Raw genomic sequence first — 19,579 nt, forward strand, 5'->3', positions numbered from 1 at the left:
CCTCTTTTATCTAATCAGCTTTCTGATTTACTCAACGACAAAAAGAACGGTATGGAAACGAAAATTCCGCCCCAGCATCAGGACATGCAACCGGGTCTGGAAAGCGAACTGGATCCGCAGCCGAAAGTGATTCGGTATACCTATGTGGGGTCTGACAAATTGAAGGGAAAAGTGGCGTTGATTACGGGCGGAGATAGCGGCATTGGCCGGGCCGTTGCCGTTCATTTTGCCCGAGAAGGTGCGGATGTAGCGATTTCCTATACAATGCGGGAAGAAGGCGACGCGCAGAAAACCAGCGAGTTAGTAAAGGCCGAAGGGCGTCAATGTCTGCTTTTGCCCGGTGATTTACGCAATCCGGTTTATTGCGAACAGATTGTGGAAGATACCGTCCGGCGGTTTGGCAAACTGAACATTCTGGTGAACAACGCGGCCCTGCAACTGACCCACAAGAAGTTTGAGGAAATGACCGATGACGATCTGGTCAATACATTTGAAATCAACATTTACTCCTTTTTCCGGGTAACGCGGGCGGCCGTCAAACACCTGCATGAGGGCGATAGTATCATCAATACGACCTCCGTCACGGCTTTTCAGGGCAAGGCCGACTTGCCGGAATATTCCTCGACAAAAGGTGCCATCATGAGTTTTACGCGGGCGTTGTCGTCGAATCTGGCCGGGAAGAAAATCCGGGTCAACGGGGTTGCCCCCGGCCCGATCTGGACACCCCTGAATCCGGCTTCGGTTCCGGCAAAGGAAGTGGCCCAATTTGGCCAGGATGTGCCAATGAAACGTCCCGGACAGCCCAGCGAAGTGGCACCGGCCTATGTTTATCTGGCGTCCAATGATTCCAGTTACGTGACCGGACAAACCATTCACCCCAACGGCGGCACCATTGTCAACGCCTGATTCGATTTCCTTACAGCCATGAATTTAGAACTTGAAACCCCGCCCCAGCACCAGAATGAGCAACCGGGACTGGAGCATGAAATGCATCCGCAGCCGATTTACATTCGGGAGGAATACGTCGGCAGTGGCAAGTTGCAGGATAAAATTGCCCTCATCACGGGTGGTGACAGCGGTATTGGCCGGGCCGTTGCCGTCCATTTTGCCCACGAAGGTGCTGACCTGGCCATCATCCACCATCCCCGCGAAGTGGAGGATGCGCAAAAGACAAAAGCGCTGGTCGAAGCCACCGGGCGTCGGTGTCTGCTCATTGCCGGTGACCTGCGCAATCCGGCATTTATCAGACAGGCAGTTGACCAGGTGGTTTCCGTTTATCACCACATTAATATCCTGGTGAATAATGCCGCCAACCACGTAGAACAGCAGGAGTTTACCGATATCACGGATCAGCAGTTGATTGAAACCTTCGAGCTGAACATTCTCGCCATTTTCCGACTGACCAAGCAGGCGCTGGCCCACATGGGAGCTTACGACTGCATCATCAATACGACTTCCGTTGTCTCGTATCGCGGCAGTAAAGCACTGATCGATTATGCCTCCACCAAAGGGGCTGTTACGGCCTTCACGCGCTCCTTATCACAACATTTGGTGGAACGCAACATTCGGGTCAACGCCGTAGCGCCCGGCCCCATCTGGACACCCCTGATCGTATCGACAAAAACGGAAAAGGAAGTAGCGGAATTCGGAAAAGATACCCCGCTCGAACGCGTTGGGCAACCGGCGGAAGTGGCCCCTGCCTACGTTTTTCTGGCTTCCGAAGATGCTTCCTACATTACGGGGCAGGTCATGCACGTCAACGGCGGGGAGGTCGTCAATTCCTAGAAATGAACCCAAAAGCACCTTCAAAACGGTCGGATTGGGTGAATTTTCAAATCGAATAATTAGACAATAAAAAGAATTTTTACGTCAACCCCGTTCGGGATTGGTACGATAAGTGTTGGTTATGAGTCGTAAGCTAGCATTCGTATAAATTGGGACAATATCCTAAGTTGGACATTTCTTTCAGCCTATTGACACTGTCAATTGGTTTTCCAAACTTAGGTAGTCCGTGGGTTCCTTGTTTAACTTAAAACCATGTGACACGTATGAGAATTCAAATTCATTGCGTCCATTTTACGGCAGACCAAAAGTTGCTGGACTTCATTCAGAAGAAGCTTGACAAATTAGACACCTTCAACAACCAGATTATCAGCGGTGAGGTGTATTTAAGGTTAGAGGGAAGCGATACCAGCAAAGTCAAACAGAAAATCGTCGAAGTTAAACTGTTTTTGCCGGGCGACTCGATTTTTGTCCGCCAGCAGGGCACTACGTTCGAAGAATCAACCGATGTAGTGATCGATACGCTCAAAAACAAGTTGAAACGTCATAAAGATAAACACCGAAATATTTCTGCGCAGCAGATCAATGAATCCAAGGATTTAGTTGAAGCCGATGTGGTTAATGAAGACATCGAGTTTTAGTTGCTACGTTTTTCAACAAAAAAGCCGCCTTTTAAGGGCGGCTTTTTTCGTATGTACCCAGTGATTTTACAGACTAAACGCTTCTTTCACTTTATCCACGTAGTCGAGTTTTTCCCACGTAAACAGTTCAACTTCAACCTCTTTCGTGCTACCATTTGCTCCGAATACTTTCTTCACGACCTGGTTCTGGCGACCCATGTGGCCGTAAGCCGCGGTTTCGGAATAAATCGGATTCCGCAGTTTCAGACGTTGTTCGATGGCATACGGCCGCATATCAAAAAGCTCTTCGATTTTGGTCGCAATTTCACCGTCGGTCAGGTCAACTTTGGCGGAATTATAGGTATTGACGTACAATCCACACGGTTTTGCCACTCCAATGGCGTAAGAAACCTGAACCAGAATCTGATCGCAAAGACCAGCCGCCACCAGGTTTTTAGCAATGTGTCGCGTAGCATAAGCCGCCGAACGGTCCACTTTCGAAGGATCTTTGCCGGAGAAGGCGCCACCACCGTGAGCTCCTTTTCCGCCGTAGGTATCGACAATGATTTTTCGGCCCGTCAGCCCCGTATCACCGTGCGGTCCGCCGATGACAAATTTGCCCGTGGGGTTGATATAATACGTAATGTCATCCGTAAACAGCTCCTGTAATTCCGGTTTCAGGGCGGCTTTCACGCGCGGAATCACAATGTTGATTACATCCTGGCGAATCCGCTCGAGCATCACCGCATCGGTGCCGAAATCGTCGTGCTGCGTCGAAACTACGATCGTATCAATCCGAATGGGCTTGTGGTCGTCGCTGTATTCAATCGTCACCTGCGATTTGGCATCCGGCCGGAGATACGGCAGAACGCTTGAATCGTTGTTCCGGATATACGACATTTCCTGCAGAATCTTGTGGGCCAGATCAAGCGGCAGCGGCATGTAATTGTCCGTTTCGTTGGTCGCATACCCGAACATCATACCCTGGTCACCCGCGCCCTGATCTTCCGGATTGGCACGTTCAACACCCTGGTTGATGTCGGCAGACTGGTCGTGGATGGCCGACAAAATGCCGCACGAGTCGGCTTCAAACATGTATTCGCTCTTGGTGTATCCAATACGTCGGATCACTTCCCGGGCAATTTTCTGAACGTCGAGGTATGTGGTGGTTTTTACCTCCCCGGCCAAAACTACCTGTCCAGTTGTAACGAGCGTCTCGCAGGCAACCTTGCTGGAAGGGTCGTAAGCCAGAAAATGGTCGATCAATGCATCGGAAATCTGATCCGCAACTTTGTCGGGATGTCCTTCAGAGACTGACTCTGAGGTAAATAGATAGGGCATTGTACGTGAGATTTAAGACTGGAAACAGCCACAAAGCTACTGGAATTTTATGACAGGTCAAATCCTAAATTTAGGTTCAATCCAAAGCGCGGTGAAAGAGCCAATGAATAGCAGTATCCAAATCCAATCTGGGATTTTAGCGGGAAATTGGCGCTGAAGAGCGGTTTTTTGTGTGCTGTTTTCGACGGAACGGGCTCGCAAATAGTCGCTCACCAGCCGATTGCCATACACCGGTTTTTCGCTTGATTCTTCCACATAAACCGCCAGAGAGTCCTGAAAAGGGTGCCAGCCCGACTGCGCGAAGCGATACGAAGTTTCCGCCGACAAGCCGTTAATCGGCGAATACGTTAAGGCAACGGCATCTTTTCCGATGCGAACCTTGGCCGGTTTAGTCGTCAGATTATTGAAATGAACTCCGAACGGGACTCCCTGAAAAACCGGTGCCTCCAGTTGAATCTGATTCGGATACGAAGGCTGTAGTTGCGCCAGAATCGACGTCCAGATCCGATCATACGCCAGGCTGTCGCCACTTAATTTCAGCGGAAATGTTTCGGTTAGCAAGCTCAGTCCGATTCGGGCAGCGGTTTTCTGAATCGCAACCGGATAACCGTTTACCCCAAATTGATTGATCGCATCCGTCAGTTGATACGGCAATGCCTGAATTCCGTTCCGGAGCGAAACCGTAGCTTCGTTCGAAACTTTCTTCAATTTCCAGTTCGTACCCAGGGCCTGATTGATGGTTTGGCAATCCGCTTCCGCATCCGATACATTGATAAACAAGACGGGTTTGCCCTGGGCTGCGGCTTTCTTCACCACCGGATTCGTGGCATTGGCCGGATCAGTGATAAAAACGTTGGGACTAGCCGCCCGGTTGATACTGACGCGGTTACGAATGTCTTTCGAAATGGTGGAAATCAGTTGAACGGAATGCCCCCGCTTCCCCAGCCAGTCGGCGAGCGTTTTACTTTCAAAATCCGGGCTGTCCAGAATAAACTGGTAGGAAACCGGTTCCGGATTCCGGGCAAAAAACCGAAGCGTATCGAGCGGTTTCTGGTTCAAAACCAGTTCCACTTCGCTGCGACCCAACGCAAAAGCGGGAAACTCCAATCTGAAATCATTCAATCCGGCGCGCAACGATAAACTATCCAGCGTCTGGTTGCCAAACCGTAGCTTAAGTACCTGTTTCTGAGAAGAATATATCGAACCGCTAACGCGCTGCATTTCGCCTTTCCGAACCATTCCTTTCCACCGGATTACCTGCGCCTGATCGGGCGGATAATACGGAATCCATTGAACGGTCTGGCGACTCAGTTGCCCCAATACATCAGGCGAAAAACCGGTGCCAATTAAGTTCACTGAATCAATTGTCCCGTCAAAAAGACGCGCACGAAACGAAGAGGTTTTTAATGCATTATCCCGAACGACGTCGGCGATTTTTAAACTATCTTTCAGGTGATTCAAATAGGCTGTTGGTACATTCACATCAGCCATAAAAATCGGTTTGGTATCCGCCGGTTTCTCCCATTCGATCTGCAAAAAATAGCCAACCAGCAAAACCCACAAGAATCCATTCAAACCAAACTTGATCCATTTTCTTTGAACGGAAAGCGATTTGTTTCTCCTAATCAGTCTAATTTGTACAACTAATATCGTCACCAAAAACACCAGAATGACCCAGTTAACCGGATCAGACGGATTAAAAGTGACGGATAAGTGATCGAATAATTTCATTTTAAATGACGCCAGAACGACTGTTCGAGTTTCCGTTCGCTCGAATACGTTCCGATTCCAGAACGTTTTTCGTTTCGGGACGCAGCTCCGGCAAGGGAATATAATTTTGTTTTCAGTTCTGCTTTCTCTTTTCCGGAAAGTGGTTTTCCATCTCCCATTTTTTGCAAAACCGTAATAACCGACCAGTTTGATAAACTGCTGTTAATGATAGGATTGGTCAATGCCGAACTCAATTGTTGTATTGTTAATCGCTGCCTGGAAGTCAATGCATTTAAGTCCAGATAGCCTAAAACCTCTCCTGCCAATCTCCCGAGTTGTAATGGGCTGTACATTCGCTCCTGGTTATAGCGGGTATTTACTTTATTTAATTCGCCGGTTAATCGGGTTTCTTTCTCTTTAATCGGCGGGGGATCATATCCGCTTTTCTTCACAAAAGTCCGGGCTTTATGCTGGGCGGCTTTTAAGTAAATCAAGGCTTTATTCTCAAAAGGCAGTGCTTTTTCCGGTTCGTATAAACGCAGGTGCAGTTCCGATTGCCACATCTGCTCCAGCGCCATCTTCAATAAACTTCGGGTCGATTGTTCATAAAACGTATTGGCTTCTCCATCGTCGTGCGAATGAATATATTGCTCCAGCAAAGCCGCTACGTGGTCGTCCTTCCCGCTCCCGGTTTCGCTTTTGCCGTGGTCGTGACTATGCTCATCCGGCGCGGGAAGTTCCTTTTTCTGCTCATTTTCAGCTTTTTCGATGGCTTTGAAAGCGAAAGGTTTCGGCGCATTTTTCTCTTCGTCCGTGTCGTGTTTGTGAATAAATCCTTCCAGCACATTTCCTTCGGCCACTAGGTCATGCCCGCCAATTGAATTTTCAAACTCCTCGCCCAGGTATTGCCCGTAGCGCAAGCGCAACGCTTTCTGATCAAAGCCGATTTCGTTCGACGCACTTTTAAACGCGCTGGCAGCCAGTTTTTTTCGTTTTGTGATCAGCTTTTCCGTATCGATAATAATCTGGCGCTGGCTCCGAAAATACTCCGGCATGATATTAACCGCCATCGTTGCCAGCTCAGCTTCGTCCACTTTCGCCGTATCTTTATATACGACAAAATACGTATCCGACTTGGCGAAATTTGGTTCCGGTTCCTTATTATCGATTGCAGCCCAGTAATAATATAATTCATCGCCCGGTGCAAAATCGAGCGCTTTTAGATCAATCATTTTGGTTAGATGAGCGTCTTTAAAATTCGATTGCGGCAACGGAAATTTCACCTCCCGAAACTTGACATTTTCTCCGGAACCGCGCGCCAGGGTCGCTACAATGAACGATTGCCGGACTTTAAAATCATCCGAAATACGCGCCGAGATACGAAGGTTTTTGTCATCTTTTAGGAAATAAAACCGGTATAACTCTTTGGAATCCGGCTGAATCCGGGGCGCCAGATCGGGCTGAGCTTCCAGTCGAAAATAATCAGATTGATAAATTAAAGAGTCTTTTTTCGACGAAGAATTCCAATAGGCCCTAATTGCATAAATCCCGGAACTAACCAATTGATCGCGGTATTCAAAATGGCTTTCCGTTCTTTTAAATACCAGCTCTTCGTTACGGCTATTGACCAATCGAACCGATACATTTTCGTGCTTGCTGAAGCGTAATTGCCAGGTCAGCCTTGACCCGCTGATGGCCGTAATATTCAGATCGGAAGATTCTTTGTCGGGCAAACCGGTATAACCCGGTGGCTGAATCTGCACCAAAGCGGTTTGGAAAGCAGGAATAAGCGGGTGGTTTTCTTTCTGACTTGCAGGGATGTATTCTGATAAGCGTTTCTGAACCGAATCAGTCGATTTAAAAACCGGATAACCGTAGTAAATCGCCCCGGAAATAAAAACCAGCAAAACGTACAAACCGGTTTTGGAAAATAGAACCGAAAAAACCTGCCGAACCGGCATTCGGATGGTCTGGATTCGGTCGTTTAACCGCTCCAGTTGAAGCCGTTCGGCAACGTTTAATTCTTCTTTATCCAGCAAAGGCAAACTGTATTCCGCATCGCCAATCGTTTGGTGAATAATGGCGATTGCCTGCGTTTTTTTGCTCCGAAAAAGCTGAGTAATCCAGGCCCCAAGACCAAAGCCGAGAACGCCCATAACGAGCGCAATACTCGGCGAAAAGCCGACAATCCGAGCACCAAACCCGGTTGCAATGCCCAGCAAAAAGCTCCTCAGCAACGCATTGGCAATGAGTTGGTAAACAAGGGCCGCCAGCGTGCGTTTCAGTTCGTTCATGTGTTCTTTGTCAAAGCCACCCACCGTTCCATGCCAACTAAACCAATGAAAGCCAGCAACATCCAGGTACGAAAACTTTCCGGCTGTTTCCGATCTGATAGAGGCACAGTAACAAACAAAGCCTTTAACTCATCCTGACTGAGCGGCAGTACCTCCAGATTGAGTTTAAAATGCCAGATGAGCATCGCACCCAGCCATTCGGGCAATTGCCCGCTTCCGACCATTTCGGCGGTTTTCGGGCTCAGTCTTTCTTCCGTATAAATCACGTTGGAAGTGGTCGGTATTTTCAGTTTTCCCGAGACAATATACAGAGTGGTCGCGAGCGGTTTATTCACTTCCTGATCAGTTAAAATCCAGTCATAGTTCCGAGTTGAATTTGTTTGCGTATCGACCGATAGGTTGAGTGAATACACTTCCGATAATGCCTGAATTGCCGCGAGCACGGTTTTCTCCTCCGTTTTATTCTGGTAATTAACTAAAACTGTTATAGCCCCGACATGCGCCGGAGTTGTTTGAAATTGATTGATAGGTTCTAAAACCGGACGATTGACGAGTTGATTTGTCGGATTAATAAATACGTTCTGGCCGGATGTTAACTTCAGGTAATTCTTTTTTGGTTTATTGACAGAATCAATAAAAGTGTGAAGCTTATACGAAGCCGGAATCCGAATAAACGGCAGATCAGCCAGTTGCTGATTATTCATTAAGTAAAGTTGTAATTCCGAACGATCTGCGGCTAACTTATTAATTGAAGATTGCAGTTGTGTCGAATTAAAAACCTGCTCTTCAGGCAATTCATTCGGAGTCTTCGCCAACGCAGTCGATGCATTAATCCAGTAAATAGCCTCACTTTTTTTGATCGCTTCTTCCAATTCAAATCGAAAATTATCAATCACCCGTTTTTCCGGCTGGACCAGATGAACTTTTGGCACAACCGACGGTTTCGCGAACCAGTTAACGACGGGCTGGCTTAACAAAACCGCCAGCAGAACATGCAATAAGCATCTGATAACCAGCAATAAGAGGTCCTCAAGCTTTACTCCTCGCTGCGGTGGCTGGTCCTTCTCCTGGAGCCAGCGGGTAGCCGCCCACGCCAGGGTCCTGCCCTTTTTCTGGTGCCAGAAATGAATGACAATCGGAATACTTACGGCCCCGATCCCCCACAGCAATACCGGTTGTAAAAACTCCATCAAACTCTCCTTCTGGTCAGAAAATCTTTCAATGCCCTGGCAACAGGTTCATTGAGTTTTATACGAATCAAATGAACATGTGGCAGCAGCAATTCTTCCTCCAATTCTTTGAAATAACCCGAAACTGCCTGCCGAAAAGTTTGCTGAATGGTTTCAGCCTGAACTTCGATTTCTCTACCGGTTTCTAAATCTTTGAACCGGTAAAAACCGCTCAGGTTAAAATCCATTTCCTGCTCTCCCAGGATCTGAAAAATCACAATCTCCCGGCGCGGGCTGGCAACGGTTTTAATCAGTTGCAGCCATTCGTTATCCACTTGCAGGAGATCAGAAACAACTACCAGCAGTTCCTTTTGTTTATGCTGAAACTCCGGAAAACGAGCCTGTTTGGGCACCCATTGTCCGGCAGCTTCAGCATTTTGCAATGCAAATAAAATCCGTTGAAACGCCTGTTTTCCGACCGGCACCAGCGGCATTAATTCACCATACTGCAAGGCGTATAAACTCATTTGATCACTTTGCCGATAGCCTAAATAAGCCAGCGAAGCCAGCAGTATTTTGGCATATTCGAGACGACTTACACCCTGCTCGCTGTAATTCATGGAACCGGATAAGTCCAGCAAAAACCGGATTTGCAGATTGCTTTCCGTCGCCGACTCCCGCACCAAATGCTTGGCCGTCCGGGCATACAGCTTCCAGTCGATGCGCCGGGGATCGTCGCCGGGTTCATAGTGGCGGTATTGCTCAAACTCCGTCCCCGAACCCGATCGCTTGCTGGCGTGAATCCCCAGCAACAACTCATCGCTCACCAGTTTTCCGGCAAGTTGAAGGTTGTTGAGCTTGATGAGATCCGTCGCTAGTTGCATCAGTTAAAAAGACTATTTCGCAGAGTTGAGCGGAGTTAAAAGGAGTTAAGCAGAGTTTTGTTTTTTCTTCGCTTAACTCTATTGACTCCGCTCAACTCTGCGATACAACTTTACTTAGTAACTCTTTTATCACCTGATCCGTCGTGACATTTTCCGCTTCGGCTCTGAAATTCAAGGCGATGCGGTGGCGCAGGATGGGATAGGCTAGCGTCTGAATATCTTCAGGAATCACCGAAAACCGCTCGTTCAAAACCGCCCTTGCCTTCGAGCAAAGCACAAGTGCCTGCCCCGCGCGCGGTCCCGCCCCCCAGTCGCACCATTGCTTCACAAAAGCCGACGAACTGCTTTCGGGGCGCGTCGATCGAACCAGTTTGTTGATAAACCCGATCAATTCATCGCTGATGTGAACCTGCCGGGTAAGGTATTGCAACTCAATAATTTCCTGATCGCTCAGTACGGTTTTTAGTTCCGGACGACTGGTTCCGGTCGTGCTTTTCAACACGCTCAGTTCCTCCTGCTCAGACGGATAACTCAGGCGGATGTAGAGCAAAAACCGGTCTAACTGAGCTTCCGGCAGCGGATAGGTTCCGGCCTGTTCAATCGGATTCTGGGTCGCAATGATCAAAAAGGGTCGTGGTAACTCGTAGTCAGTTCCGCCGTAGGTCACCTTGTACTCCTGCATGGCTTCCAGCAAAGCCGCCTGCGTTTTGGGGGGCGTGCGGTTAATTTCGTCGGCCAACACCACATTTGCGAAGATCGGCCCCCGATTGAATTTGAAGAATTTCTTACCGGTGTTATGATCCTCTTCCAGAATTTCCGTACCGATAATATCGCCCGGCATGAGGTCCGGCGTAAACTGAATCCGTTTAAAATTCATCTCCAACGCTTCCGCCATCGTTTTCACCATCAACGTCTTGGCCAAACCCGGCACGCCTTCCAGCAGGCAATGACCGCCCGTCAGCAGCGAAATCAGAATTTCATCAATGGCCTCCTGCTGTCCGACAATCACTTTCCCAATTTCCTTCTTTAGCTGCGGAAGTTTGGCTACGATGGTTTTATAATGCGTCAGTTCCTTTGTTTCCAATGCTTAGGCGGTTAATGCGTACGTAACAATATTCACCCCAAATTTGGTATTATCCTCGGCCAGAAATCGTTTGTTGCGGAAGTCGTAATCCCACTCGCAACCGTAATCCTTGTTGCTGTAAAGCACACCAATACGTCCGTTAATCAGGACGGCTTTGAGGTAATCGTGTACGAGATCGTCGCCCCAGCCGTTCAGTTCAAACGTTGTCGTGGGCGGACCTTCCTCAAAATGAAAAAAGCAGTTGTAAATCGGGTGGGTATTCGAAATTTTCTGCAGGGCTTTCGGGCCAAACGTACGGGCCATTTCCTGCTCAAACGACTTGGCGAAAAGCCCGTCGATGTCGTGGTTGCAGTCGTCGACAAATACAAATCCGCCATTCTGAACGTAGCGTTTGAAGTGATCCCGCTCCTGCGTCGAAAACTCCACCAGCTTATGGCCGCTCAGGTAGCAGAACGGACTTTTAAAAATCTCATTACTAGCCAATTGAACCACTTTTTCTTTTTCATCGACTGGAATGGTGGTATACTCAACCAGGGAATGCAGCAGATTCGACGGCATTCGCTGGTCCGTATCCCAATCGCCGGAAGTGTACTGGATGCGGGTGAAAAAGAACGGTTTCAAAATGCGTTGATGAAATGTACTATTTACCTGATCGCGAACCTGTTTAAAGCTCAGCAATCACAATTATTTCGATTTCCTGTATGCCTTTAAGCTTTTTATCATTCGTCAGAAACCTGTCACATTGATTCTCAATTGCAGTGGCAATCTGTAACGAATCGACAGCTTTTAAAAACAAGTATTTGGCTCTGAGTTTCGATGCGGTTTTTGCGATTTCCAAGGTTACATCCACTACCCGGCAATCAAGCTCTTTTAAAAAAATATCGAAATCTTTAATCAAATCATATCGTCCCGTTTGTTCGGGCTTTACACAAAATTCACTGACAGTCAACACACTGGTTTCGAACTCAACGTTGTTTTCAACGGCCTGAAACAGAAATCCAGCCACTTTTGGATAGAATTCAGTATGATTTTGTAGTAGATAAATCAGTGGGGCCGTATCAATAAAAATTTTAGAAACGATCATCGTCCCGTAATTTATTTACATATTCCTGAGCATCCTGCGACCATACGTTTTCGCCTTTTCCCCGGAATTTAGTCAGGGTCGTTTTGATTCGGCCAATTCGGTTCAGTCGTTTAAGAAGTTCGTGATAAACGACCTCTAATTCATCCGAATTTAGCGTGTTTATTTCCTGAATAATTACTTCTGTTCTGCTCATAGCCGCATGGTTTTAACGAATTAACAAAATTCTTCAGATAAAAATTGTTACATAGAGCTTATCAGAGGCAATCAGAGGAGTTCTCCGATAAACCCCGATTATCTCTGATTGACCCTGTGTAACAACTTGTATCTATACCGCGTCCGAAAGGCTACTAAATGTAAACTCCCGGATTTTCATCGGCGGAATCAGGTAATTCGAATTCGATTCCGTGCTGACCACCCGCTCCGGCTTGCCCAGGGCTTCGAGGTTATTCAGCATAATGACCGGACTTTCGTTGAACCGGAAATTCTTGATCGGGTGTTTGATTTTGCCGTTTTCGATGTAAAACGTACCGTCTCGCGTCAAACCGGTCAGCAGCAACGTTTGCGGATCAACGGAGCGAATATACCAGAGTTTGGTCACCAGAATACCGCGCTGGGTGCTCTTGATCATGTCATCGAGCGACGCCGTGCCCCCCGCCATAATCACATTGCTCGGAAACGGAACCGGTTTTACCCCTTTCTTCTGCGCCCAGAAACGCGAATAGGCCATGTTTTTCACAACCCCTTTCTCGATCCAGTTGATTTTTTCCTGAGGCTGCCCATCGCCCGCCCAGGGCGACGCGGGCAATTCCGGATTGGTCGGATCAGAGAAAATTGTAACCCGCTCATCCACAATCTTTTCGCCCAGTTTGGTTTTACCACCCGGTTTGCTCAGGAACGACCGGCCTTCGTCGGCGCTGCGGGCATCCATGCCAAAAAAGATGTTTTCGAGCAACACCACGCCCGCCGTCGGTTCCAGAATCACCGTATATTTTCCCGGTTCCAGCGCCCGCGCGCCCACCGAACCCAGGCATTTTTCCACCGCAATTTTGGTGGCAGAAACAGTATCGAGTTTCGAAAAATCACTGTACCCGCGCGTCACGTATCCCGAACCCGTACCGTCGTCGGTGCGAACCGTCAGCGAAAAATTCACGTTCGTGCTGGGGTAATACGCAAACAAACCTTTGGAGTTCATCATGGCCGAATAGCCCCGGTAATCTTCCAGAAAACCAGCAGCAGCCAGCTTTTGATTTCCCGACACGGCCAGACTTTTGGCAACGGCTTCGGCCCGGGCTGCGGGCGTAATTTTAGCCGTCGATTCAAAATACCCCGCCGATTTCAGGTATTGCTGGGGTCCGAGCACCCCGACATACTCCGGATTTTCGGGCGCCAGTTGTGCCAGTTCCTCGGCCCGCCGGACCACTTTTTCCAGCGAGGCATCGTCAAACTCGTCGATGGCTGCTACCCCCACTTTTTTCCCAAAAGCCGACAGAACCTGCAAATTCTGGTTGATGGTGGACCCACTGGTCGAAACCTCGTTCCGGGCGTAGCGGATATTTCCCCGTTCTCCGCCCGACAGGTTCACCACACATTCGTCCGCCTTTGAATAACTTAACACCTTCTGAAGCAACGCCTTAGCTTCCGCTTCGGTTAGAAGAACCATATTTTTGAGTCGTTTACGGTTTTTGGTTTACGGTTTTCGGTGGCTGATGCATTCTTGGCCAACGCATTGGAATTGTGCGTCAGCTACCGAAAACTGTAAACCAAAAACCGTAAACCGTAACCTAAATTTTTCGTGCTGTATTGATCACATTGACGCCGTTGAAACGGGTGGTCGAACTGCCGTGTGAGACGGCGCTCACCTGCATGGGCTGGCCTTTGCCGTCGAAAAACGAACCGCCCAGGCGGTAATCCCGCTCGTCGCAGATTTGCGTGCAGGAGTTCCAGAATTCCTGCGTATTCGACTGATAGGCCACGTCTTTCAGCATTCCGGCAATCTGTCCGTTCTTGATTTCGTAGAACAACTGACCGCCAAACTGAAAGTTATACCGCTGTTGATCAATCGAAAACGAACCATCGCCGATGATGTAAATGCCCTTCTTGACGTCCTTGATCATCTGCTCCACCGACAACGGCGTTTTGCCAGCCGCCAGCGATACGTTCGCCATCCGCTGAAACTGCACCGAACCCCAACTGTCGGCGTAGCAGCAGCCTTGCGATTCAGTTTCGCCGAGAATGTGCACCTGATCGCGGATGGCCTGATAGTTCACCAGCGTCCCTTCTTTCACCAGATCCCACTTTTTGCAGGCCACGCCCTCATCGTCCCAACCCACGGCGCCCAGTGAACCCACCTGCGTTTTGTCGGCAAACAGATTAACCTGCTTGCTGCCGTAATTGAAGTTTTTCGATTTCCATTTATCCAGCGTCGCGAAGGATGTTCCGGCAAAATTGGCTTCGTAGCCCAGCACGCGGTCCAGTTCCAGCGGGTGACCCACCGATTCGTGGATAGTCAGCCAGAGGTGCGATGGGTCCAGAACGAGGTCATATTTTCCGGCTTCGACCGACTTCGCCGTGAGCTTTTGCTTCGCCTGTCTGGCAGCCGCCGTCACGTCTTCCAGCATGTCGTAGCCTTTGTTGTAGCGGGTTGTAATACCAGCTATTTTGTCGCTCGGATTCGCCTGCAAATAGTCGTAACCCATGCCCATCGGCGCGCTCAACTCGCTCCGTGTCTCGAACTTACCGGTTTTCGGGTCGATGGCCGTTACCCGAAACGTCGGCCACATGCGGTGAATGTCCTGATCAATGTACGAACCGTCCGACGAAGCGAAGTACTTCTGTTCGTTGACCATGAATAATACCGAATTGACGTAATTAGCGCCGTTTTTCAAAGCAGCGTCGTTAACTGTCAGCAACAGATCGACCTTCTCTTTGATGGGCACTTCAAAGGCGTTTTTTTTGATCGGCGCCTTCCAGCTTACTTCGCCAAACCCTTTTTGCGGGGCAAGCTGCACCGGCTGTTTGATCAAGCGGGCGTTGGCTTTGGCAATCGCTACGGCTTCTTCGGCGGCTTTAGCGGTTTGGGCTTCGCTTTTGGCGTCGACCACGGACGCAAATCCCCAGCAGCCATCGACAATCACACGCACGCCGACCCCGAAAGACTCGGTATTGACAATGTTTTGCACTTTGTCTTCGCGCGTGGTTACAAATTGCCGCAGATACCGGCCAATCCGAATATCGGTGTAACTGGCTCCTTTGGCTTTAGCGGCATTCAGGGCGGCATCGGCCAGCCGTTTTTTGACGGCCACTTCTAAACCGGGTTCCAGCAGGGCTTCCGGCGCAACCGAGCGACCAAAAACCGGGCTGTTGGGCAACATGAGCGCACCGGTGCCCAATCCGGTTAGCTGGAGAAAATCTCGACGGTTCAAAATCTGTTTGTGATAAAGTTAGGTAGTTCAATTTAAACGAAATTCAATCCCAATCGAATGAATTTATTTTAAAAAAGGAATAAATAATAGTAAATCCTCCTTTAATCTAACCGGCTTCCGGGCGTCGGAGCATCGTCAATAGCCAGTTGGATTCCGGCTAAAATGCAACATTCCTACATCGAAACGATCCCCCATTCTGCGGGATATTGGCTATTTCAGGGAAGCATTTACCGGGCACCTTTCCGGATCACTAGCGGCTCACCCATCGAGCGGATTTCCATTTTGGCCGTTGCGGTTTTCGATCCCCGAAAAACACCGTCGAGCCGGATCACGTTGGAGCCGTTGGTCAGTTTGGGAATACCGGCGGGCAAATCAATGGTTTTCAGCAGATGCCACTGGCGATCCAGCAGCATTACGGTTTTTCCGTCGCATTGCACAAGCTGGTTTTCGTCCAGTGAAAACGGGAGTTCGATCCGGCTGTAGTTATTGATTTCGATTACCGGATTTTCCAGCACGGAATTCATGCCTTTTTCGCCTGCCAGCAGTTGCAGCGTAAACCGCAGCGGTTGTTCGGCATTCGGATTCGTGAATGCGAAGGTCGAAGCGACCGGTTCGCCGGGTTGCCGGACTTTCTGTTCGTGAACCAGGTACGCCTGATGAACCGGCGCTAACCGCCAGACGCCATCGCCCGCGCTTTCCAGATGAAATTCCCGGCTGATGTCGCGCAACTGCTGTTTTTGTTCCGCCGAAAACACACCGGACCGGCGGGCCGTTTCCCAGACATTGATGGTCGTTAACAGCGCGTCGCCGGAACCGTGTTTGCGCAAATCATCGATCGACGTGGCCAGTCCAAATCCGGCGTCGAAACCGGCGGCCCGGGCAAGCATCCACTCCAGGTCTTCGAGACTGGTTTCCGGCTTGATACTAAACCAGCCCAACATGCCCGGCATGAGATTGCGCCGGAAATAATCCTGATTTTTCAGCCGGTACTGCGTCTGGCTTTCCCGAAAGCCCGCATACCAGGGTTCGCCCCAGTTCATGCGCGTGAACGAGTGCCAGAAATAATGCCCCGGCGTGCTGGCATCGGTGATCACGGTGCCTTTCAACCCCGGTTTCAACTGATCATACCAGGTTTTCACAAACAACTGAATCCCGTACTGGCCCATGCCGGTAGCCCAGGTGCCCTCCAGCCCATCGAACGAAATCTGGCGCAACCCGGTTTCGTTGTAGAGTTTCGCCAGTGTACCGGCCATTTCTTCCTGCAGCGGATAATCGGCCAGAAAAACCTGGTAGCCGTGGTCCATCAGTTTACCGATCTCCGCGCCCGACGGATGGCTTTGCGGAGTGGTTTTGAAAGCGCCACGCACGCAATCCAGCAACGTCCACGGAGCCGTAGCCGATACCGCCCGGTATCGGATTAGCTCGCTGCCCACCACCACGGCTTTGAGCGTATTGTTCTTCATTTGGTTGAAAAACTCGGGCGACTGAATCACGATCTGCGTAGCCTTTTCGTCGACCGGAGCCGTCAGCGCGCTTGTACCCACTTTGGCCAGCCGCCGGTCCGGAACCGGCGTTACGTAAGGATCATTGGTCGTAATAAAATTGGACAAGGTATGCACACCCACCTTCAACCCGGCGGCTTCGGCTTTCGCAACACATGCGCGCAGGCTGGCCCAGTTGTTCGGAAACTCGTTGCTGTTCAGCTTAAAATGCCCCCAGGTGTCGAACGGGCCACCGTGATAAAAGTATTGCAGACCGGCTTTTTTCGTCAGGCTGATCACTTCATCGACGTTGTTTTCGCCAAAATTCAGGATGAGGTACGACGCCGTCGCCAGTGGATTTCGTTTGGCCCACACGCCGTCGAGCATCGGGTGCGGCAGCCCTTCACCCAGCTCTATTTTCTCAATAACCGGCAAAAGCTGCGCTTCAGGCGCACCCCACAACGCGATTTTGGAACCAATCACACCGCCGTCTTTAAAAGCCGGGGCGACATAGTTTTTGTGTTCCCAGTTGGCAATAACCCGGTCGGTAAACCGGTTCCGGCAATAGGCTTGCAAAACACTGCCAGACGACGTGGGTTTTGCGGTTTGCCCCCGGTAAAGCACTTTCTGATCGCTGGCAATATCCACCAGTGAATTGGTCTGGAAAATGTCGTAAGCCGGGTCGATGTCATTCTCATACGTTGGATAACCGCCCAGTGTTTTGACGTTCAGCGCCTGAATCCCGATCCCGAACGTTCCGTCGTGCACCACGCCAACGGTTTCGCCGATCTGCTGACTAATTGTAGTCGGATAAGGCCCCCAGACCACCAGCTTTATATCGTTGCGGGGTGTCAGCGAAAGCAGTTCGAAACGCAGGTAACTTCCTTTGTTTTCGGCCAATATCGTGGCCGAATACCCGTTGGGATACTGCAGAATCAGTCGCTTTTTGGCGGCATTATACGTCATCGCCAGCGGTTTTATCACGACCGAATCCTGCATCAGCGAAAGCAACGGCGCCGTTTCGCCCCTGGGCACATACTCTCTGGAAGTCGCTTTATCGATCAGGCTGTACAGATTACCGGACTGGTCGAAACTGAATCGGAGATAATCGGTGGCAAAGGTCGTTGAAGTCGGTGGACGCCAGGCTGAAAAACCGGCCAGCAGGATCAGGCCAACCATACTTCGGAAATAATTCGGGAACAGGCCGTTCATGGGAATGAAAGTGGGTAGGTGCGCAAAATACGAGTTTATTTCACGCACCTGCCGTTTTTGCCAATGGGCGAAAAAGCACTACACCGCATCCGACAGCGAGCTGAACGTAAAATCGCGAATTTTCATCGGCGGTATCAGGTTCCCCGCTGAACGTACAGCTTTTCCCAGGGCTTCAATGTTGTTGAGCATAATCACCGGGCTTTCGTTGAACCGGAAGTTCTTGATCGGGTATTTGATCTGTCCGTTTTCGATCAGAAATGTTCCGTCGCGGGTCAAACCGGTATACAACAGCGTTTGCGGATCGACGGCGCGGATGTACCAAAACCGGGTAACCAAAACCCCTTTTTGGGTACTTTTAATTAAATCAAGCAGCGACTGATTGCCGCCCTGCATGATGAAGCCGCCGGACGGTGGCACGGCCTTGACGTTGTTTTTCTGCGCCCAATACCGCGAATAACTCATGTTTTTGATGATGCCGTTTTCGACCCACAGCGTCTTTTCCTGCGGGCGGCCATCAACTCCGCCCCCGCCAAACCGTCCGCCACCACCGCCGGTAAAGGGTGAACCCGGAATTTCGACATTGGCCGGATCGGAATAAATCGTGATGCGTTCGTCGAAGAATTTCTCGCCCAGCCGCGTCCCACCGCCTTTCCGGCTCAGAAAACTTCGGCCTTCTTCGGCGTTCCGCGCATCCAGACTGCCCATCATCAGGTTAATGAGGTCACCAGCGGCCGTCGGCTCCAGAATCACCGTGTACTTCCCCGGTTCCAGGGCTTTGGCGTTAACGGAAGCCAGTGCCTTGGCCATCGCTACTTCAGTGGCCTCTTTGGTACTTAATTTCGCCACGTCGTTGACATCGCGGGAAGCATACCCCGATCCCGTGCCGTCGGCCGTTCGGGTTGTCACAGAAAAGGCAACTGACGTAAACGGGTTGTAACCAAACAAACCCTTACTGTTGCCAATAGCTGAAAAACCGGTCGTATCTTCCAGGTAACCGGCTGCGGTCAACTTCTTTTTGTTACAGGGTTCAATGCTGTCGAAAGCCGCCTGAGCCCGGAACTCCGGATTGATCCTGGCCGTACTTTCGGCGTAGGATGCGGTTTCGATGTACTTCTGCGGCCCCAGCATCGGCACATATTCCGGGTTTTCGGGGGCCAGCTGCGCGATTTCCTCCGCCCGCCGGACGGTTTTTTCCAGCGACTGGTCGTCAAATTCGTTGATGGTTGCCGAACCGACTTTTTTCCCAAAAACCGCCGTAACGGCCAGCGCCAGGTTATCGGTCTCGCCACTCGTCGAAACCGTATTTCTGGCGTAGCGGATGTTACCGGTGCGGTTTCCGGACAAGCTCACACTGGTTTCGTCAGCCTTGGAATACCCCAAAACCTTATCAATTATCTTTTTCGCTTCTTCTTTCGTTAGGATGGCCATGTTTATGGAGGTTTACGGTATACGGTTTTCGGTGCGGTTCCCCGCCGGGACTGACGCATACATTTCTA

At 50.0% G+C, this 19,579-nt stretch carries 16 protein-coding genes; 3 read left to right on the top strand and 13 right to left on the bottom strand.

The features are described 5' to 3' along the window. The first annotated feature begins 51 nt into the window (after positions 1 to 51). The 3 genes from GJJ30_RS30560 to GJJ30_RS30570 all read left to right on the top strand — a co-directional run bounded on the left by GJJ30_RS30560 (position 52) and on the right by GJJ30_RS30570 (position 2,423). Positions 52 to 906 carry an SDR family oxidoreductase gene (locus tag GJJ30_RS30560; protein WP_154179029.1) on the top strand — a complete coding sequence of 285 codons (855 nt, stop codon included), beginning with the start codon at positions 52 to 54 and terminating at the stop codon, positions 904 to 906. Positions 907 to 924: 18 nt separating this feature from the next. Further along, positions 925 to 1,785 carry an SDR family oxidoreductase gene (locus GJJ30_RS30565; protein ID WP_154179030.1) on the top strand — a complete coding sequence of 287 codons (861 nt, stop codon included), beginning with the start codon at positions 925 to 927 and terminating at the stop codon, positions 1,783 to 1,785. Between the two features lie 263 nt (positions 1,786 to 2,048). Continuing rightward, positions 2,049 to 2,423, top strand: a complete 375-nt coding sequence (locus GJJ30_RS30570) for an HPF/RaiA family ribosome-associated protein (RefSeq protein WP_154179031.1) — start codon at positions 2,049 to 2,051, stop codon at positions 2,421 to 2,423. A 66-nt stretch (positions 2,424 to 2,489) separates the two neighbouring features. Here GJJ30_RS30570 and metK read toward each other — a convergent pair whose 3' ends face one another. From metK to GJJ30_RS30635, 13 genes are all read right to left on the bottom strand, one after another. Next, a complete protein-coding gene (gene metK / locus GJJ30_RS30575) occupies positions 2,490 to 3,743 on the bottom strand; it encodes a methionine adenosyltransferase (protein ID WP_154179032.1) in 1,254 nt (417 codons plus the stop codon). A gap of 57 nt (positions 3,744 to 3,800) precedes the next feature. Further along, positions 3,801 to 5,318: a hypothetical protein gene (locus GJJ30_RS30580; RefSeq protein ID WP_154179033.1), complete on the bottom strand. Its 1,518-nt coding sequence runs from the start codon at positions 5,316 to 5,318 to the stop codon at positions 3,801 to 3,803. 152 nt (positions 5,319 to 5,470) lie between these two features. After that, complete coding sequence (locus tag GJJ30_RS30585; RefSeq protein WP_154179034.1) at positions 5,471 to 7,747, bottom strand: hypothetical protein; 2,277 nt, start codon at positions 7,745 to 7,747, stop codon at positions 5,471 to 5,473. Beyond that, on the bottom strand, positions 7,744 to 8,937 hold the full coding sequence (locus GJJ30_RS30590; RefSeq protein WP_170299310.1) for a BatA domain-containing protein: 1,194 nt from the start codon (positions 8,935 to 8,937) through the stop codon (positions 7,744 to 7,746). Before GJJ30_RS30590 ends, GJJ30_RS30585 begins: the two co-directional genes overlap by 4 nt. Further along, positions 8,937 to 9,800 carry a DUF58 domain-containing protein gene (locus GJJ30_RS30595; protein WP_154179036.1) on the bottom strand — a complete coding sequence of 288 codons (864 nt, stop codon included), beginning with the start codon at positions 9,798 to 9,800 and terminating at the stop codon, positions 8,937 to 8,939. Before GJJ30_RS30595 ends, GJJ30_RS30590 begins: the two co-directional genes overlap by 1 nt. 91 nt (positions 9,801 to 9,891) lie before the next feature. Continuing rightward, positions 9,892 to 10,884: an AAA family ATPase gene (locus GJJ30_RS30600; protein ID WP_154179037.1), complete on the bottom strand. Its 993-nt coding sequence runs from the start codon at positions 10,882 to 10,884 to the stop codon at positions 9,892 to 9,894. Positions 10,885 to 10,887: 3 nt separating this feature from the next. Then, on the bottom strand, positions 10,888 to 11,505 hold the full coding sequence (locus GJJ30_RS30605; protein ID WP_154179038.1) for a DUF4159 domain-containing protein: 618 nt from the start codon (positions 11,503 to 11,505) through the stop codon (positions 10,888 to 10,890). Positions 11,506 to 11,548: 43 nt separating this feature from the next. Then, positions 11,549 to 11,968 carry a type II toxin-antitoxin system VapC family toxin gene (locus GJJ30_RS30610; protein ID WP_154179039.1) on the bottom strand — a complete coding sequence of 140 codons (420 nt, stop codon included), beginning with the start codon at positions 11,966 to 11,968 and terminating at the stop codon, positions 11,549 to 11,551. Further along, entirely contained in the window at positions 11,955 to 12,161 is a 207-nt protein-coding gene (locus GJJ30_RS30615; RefSeq protein WP_154179040.1) for a hypothetical protein, read from the bottom strand. Before GJJ30_RS30615 ends, GJJ30_RS30610 begins: the two co-directional genes overlap by 14 nt. A gap of 132 nt (positions 12,162 to 12,293) precedes the next feature. Continuing rightward, on the bottom strand, positions 12,294 to 13,628 hold the full coding sequence (locus tag GJJ30_RS30620) for a TldD/PmbA family protein (protein WP_154179041.1): 1,335 nt from the start codon (positions 13,626 to 13,628) through the stop codon (positions 12,294 to 12,296). Between the two features lie 121 nt (positions 13,629 to 13,749). Continuing rightward, a complete protein-coding gene (locus GJJ30_RS30625; RefSeq protein ID WP_154179042.1) occupies positions 13,750 to 15,390 on the bottom strand; it encodes a TldD/PmbA family protein in 1,641 nt (546 codons plus the stop codon). Positions 15,391 to 15,617: 227 nt separating this feature from the next. Further along, positions 15,618 to 18,083, bottom strand: coding sequence for a hypothetical protein (locus tag GJJ30_RS30630; protein WP_154179043.1), 2,466 nt, complete (start codon positions 18,081 to 18,083; stop codon positions 15,618 to 15,620). Between the two features lie 78 nt (positions 18,084 to 18,161). Then, positions 18,162 to 19,511: a TldD/PmbA family protein gene (locus GJJ30_RS30635; protein WP_154179044.1), complete on the bottom strand. Its 1,350-nt coding sequence runs from the start codon at positions 19,509 to 19,511 to the stop codon at positions 18,162 to 18,164. Positions 19,512 to 19,579: the final 68 nt, after the last annotated feature.

It is taken from the genome of Larkinella terrae (assembly GCF_009668025.1).
Classification (GTDB): Bacteria; Bacteroidota; Bacteroidia; order Cytophagales; family Spirosomataceae; genus Larkinella; species Larkinella terrae.

Excerpts from the sequence above, each read along its gene's own strand:
- GJJ30_RS30560 (WP_154179029.1), top strand. The coding sequence starts at position 52 with ATGGAAACGAAAATTCCGCCCCAGCATCAGGACATGCAACCGGGTCTG.
- GJJ30_RS30565 (WP_154179030.1), top strand. The coding sequence starts at position 925 with ATGAATTTAGAACTTGAAACCCCGCCCCAGCACCAGAATGAGCAACCG.
- GJJ30_RS30570 (WP_154179031.1), top strand. The coding sequence starts at position 2,049 with ATGAGAATTCAAATTCATTGCGTCCATTTTACGGCAGACCAAAAGTTG.
- metK (WP_154179032.1), bottom strand. The coding sequence starts at position 3,743 with ATGCCCTATCTATTTACCTCAGAGTCAGTCTCTGAAGGACATCCCGAC.
- GJJ30_RS30585 (WP_154179034.1), bottom strand. The coding sequence starts at position 7,747 with ATGAACGAACTGAAACGCACGCTGGCGGCCCTTGTTTACCAACTCATT.
- GJJ30_RS30590 (WP_170299310.1), bottom strand. The coding sequence starts at position 8,937 with ATGGAGTTTTTACAACCGGTATTGCTGTGGGGGATCGGGGCCGTAAGT.
- GJJ30_RS30595 (WP_154179036.1), bottom strand. The coding sequence starts at position 9,800 with ATGCAACTAGCGACGGATCTCATCAAGCTCAACAACCTTCAACTTGCC.
- GJJ30_RS30610 (WP_154179039.1), bottom strand. The coding sequence starts at position 11,968 with ATGATCGTTTCTAAAATTTTTATTGATACGGCCCCACTGATTTATCTA.
- GJJ30_RS30615 (WP_154179040.1), bottom strand. The coding sequence starts at position 12,161 with ATGAGCAGAACAGAAGTAATTATTCAGGAAATAAACACGCTAAATTCG.
- GJJ30_RS30620 (WP_154179041.1), bottom strand. The coding sequence starts at position 13,628 with ATGGTTCTTCTAACCGAAGCGGAAGCTAAGGCGTTGCTTCAGAAGGTG.
- GJJ30_RS30630 (WP_154179043.1), bottom strand. The coding sequence starts at position 18,083 with ATGAACGGCCTGTTCCCGAATTATTTCCGAAGTATGGTTGGCCTGATC.
- GJJ30_RS30635 (WP_154179044.1), bottom strand. The coding sequence starts at position 19,511 with ATGGCCATCCTAACGAAAGAAGAAGCGAAAAAGATAATTGATAAGGTT.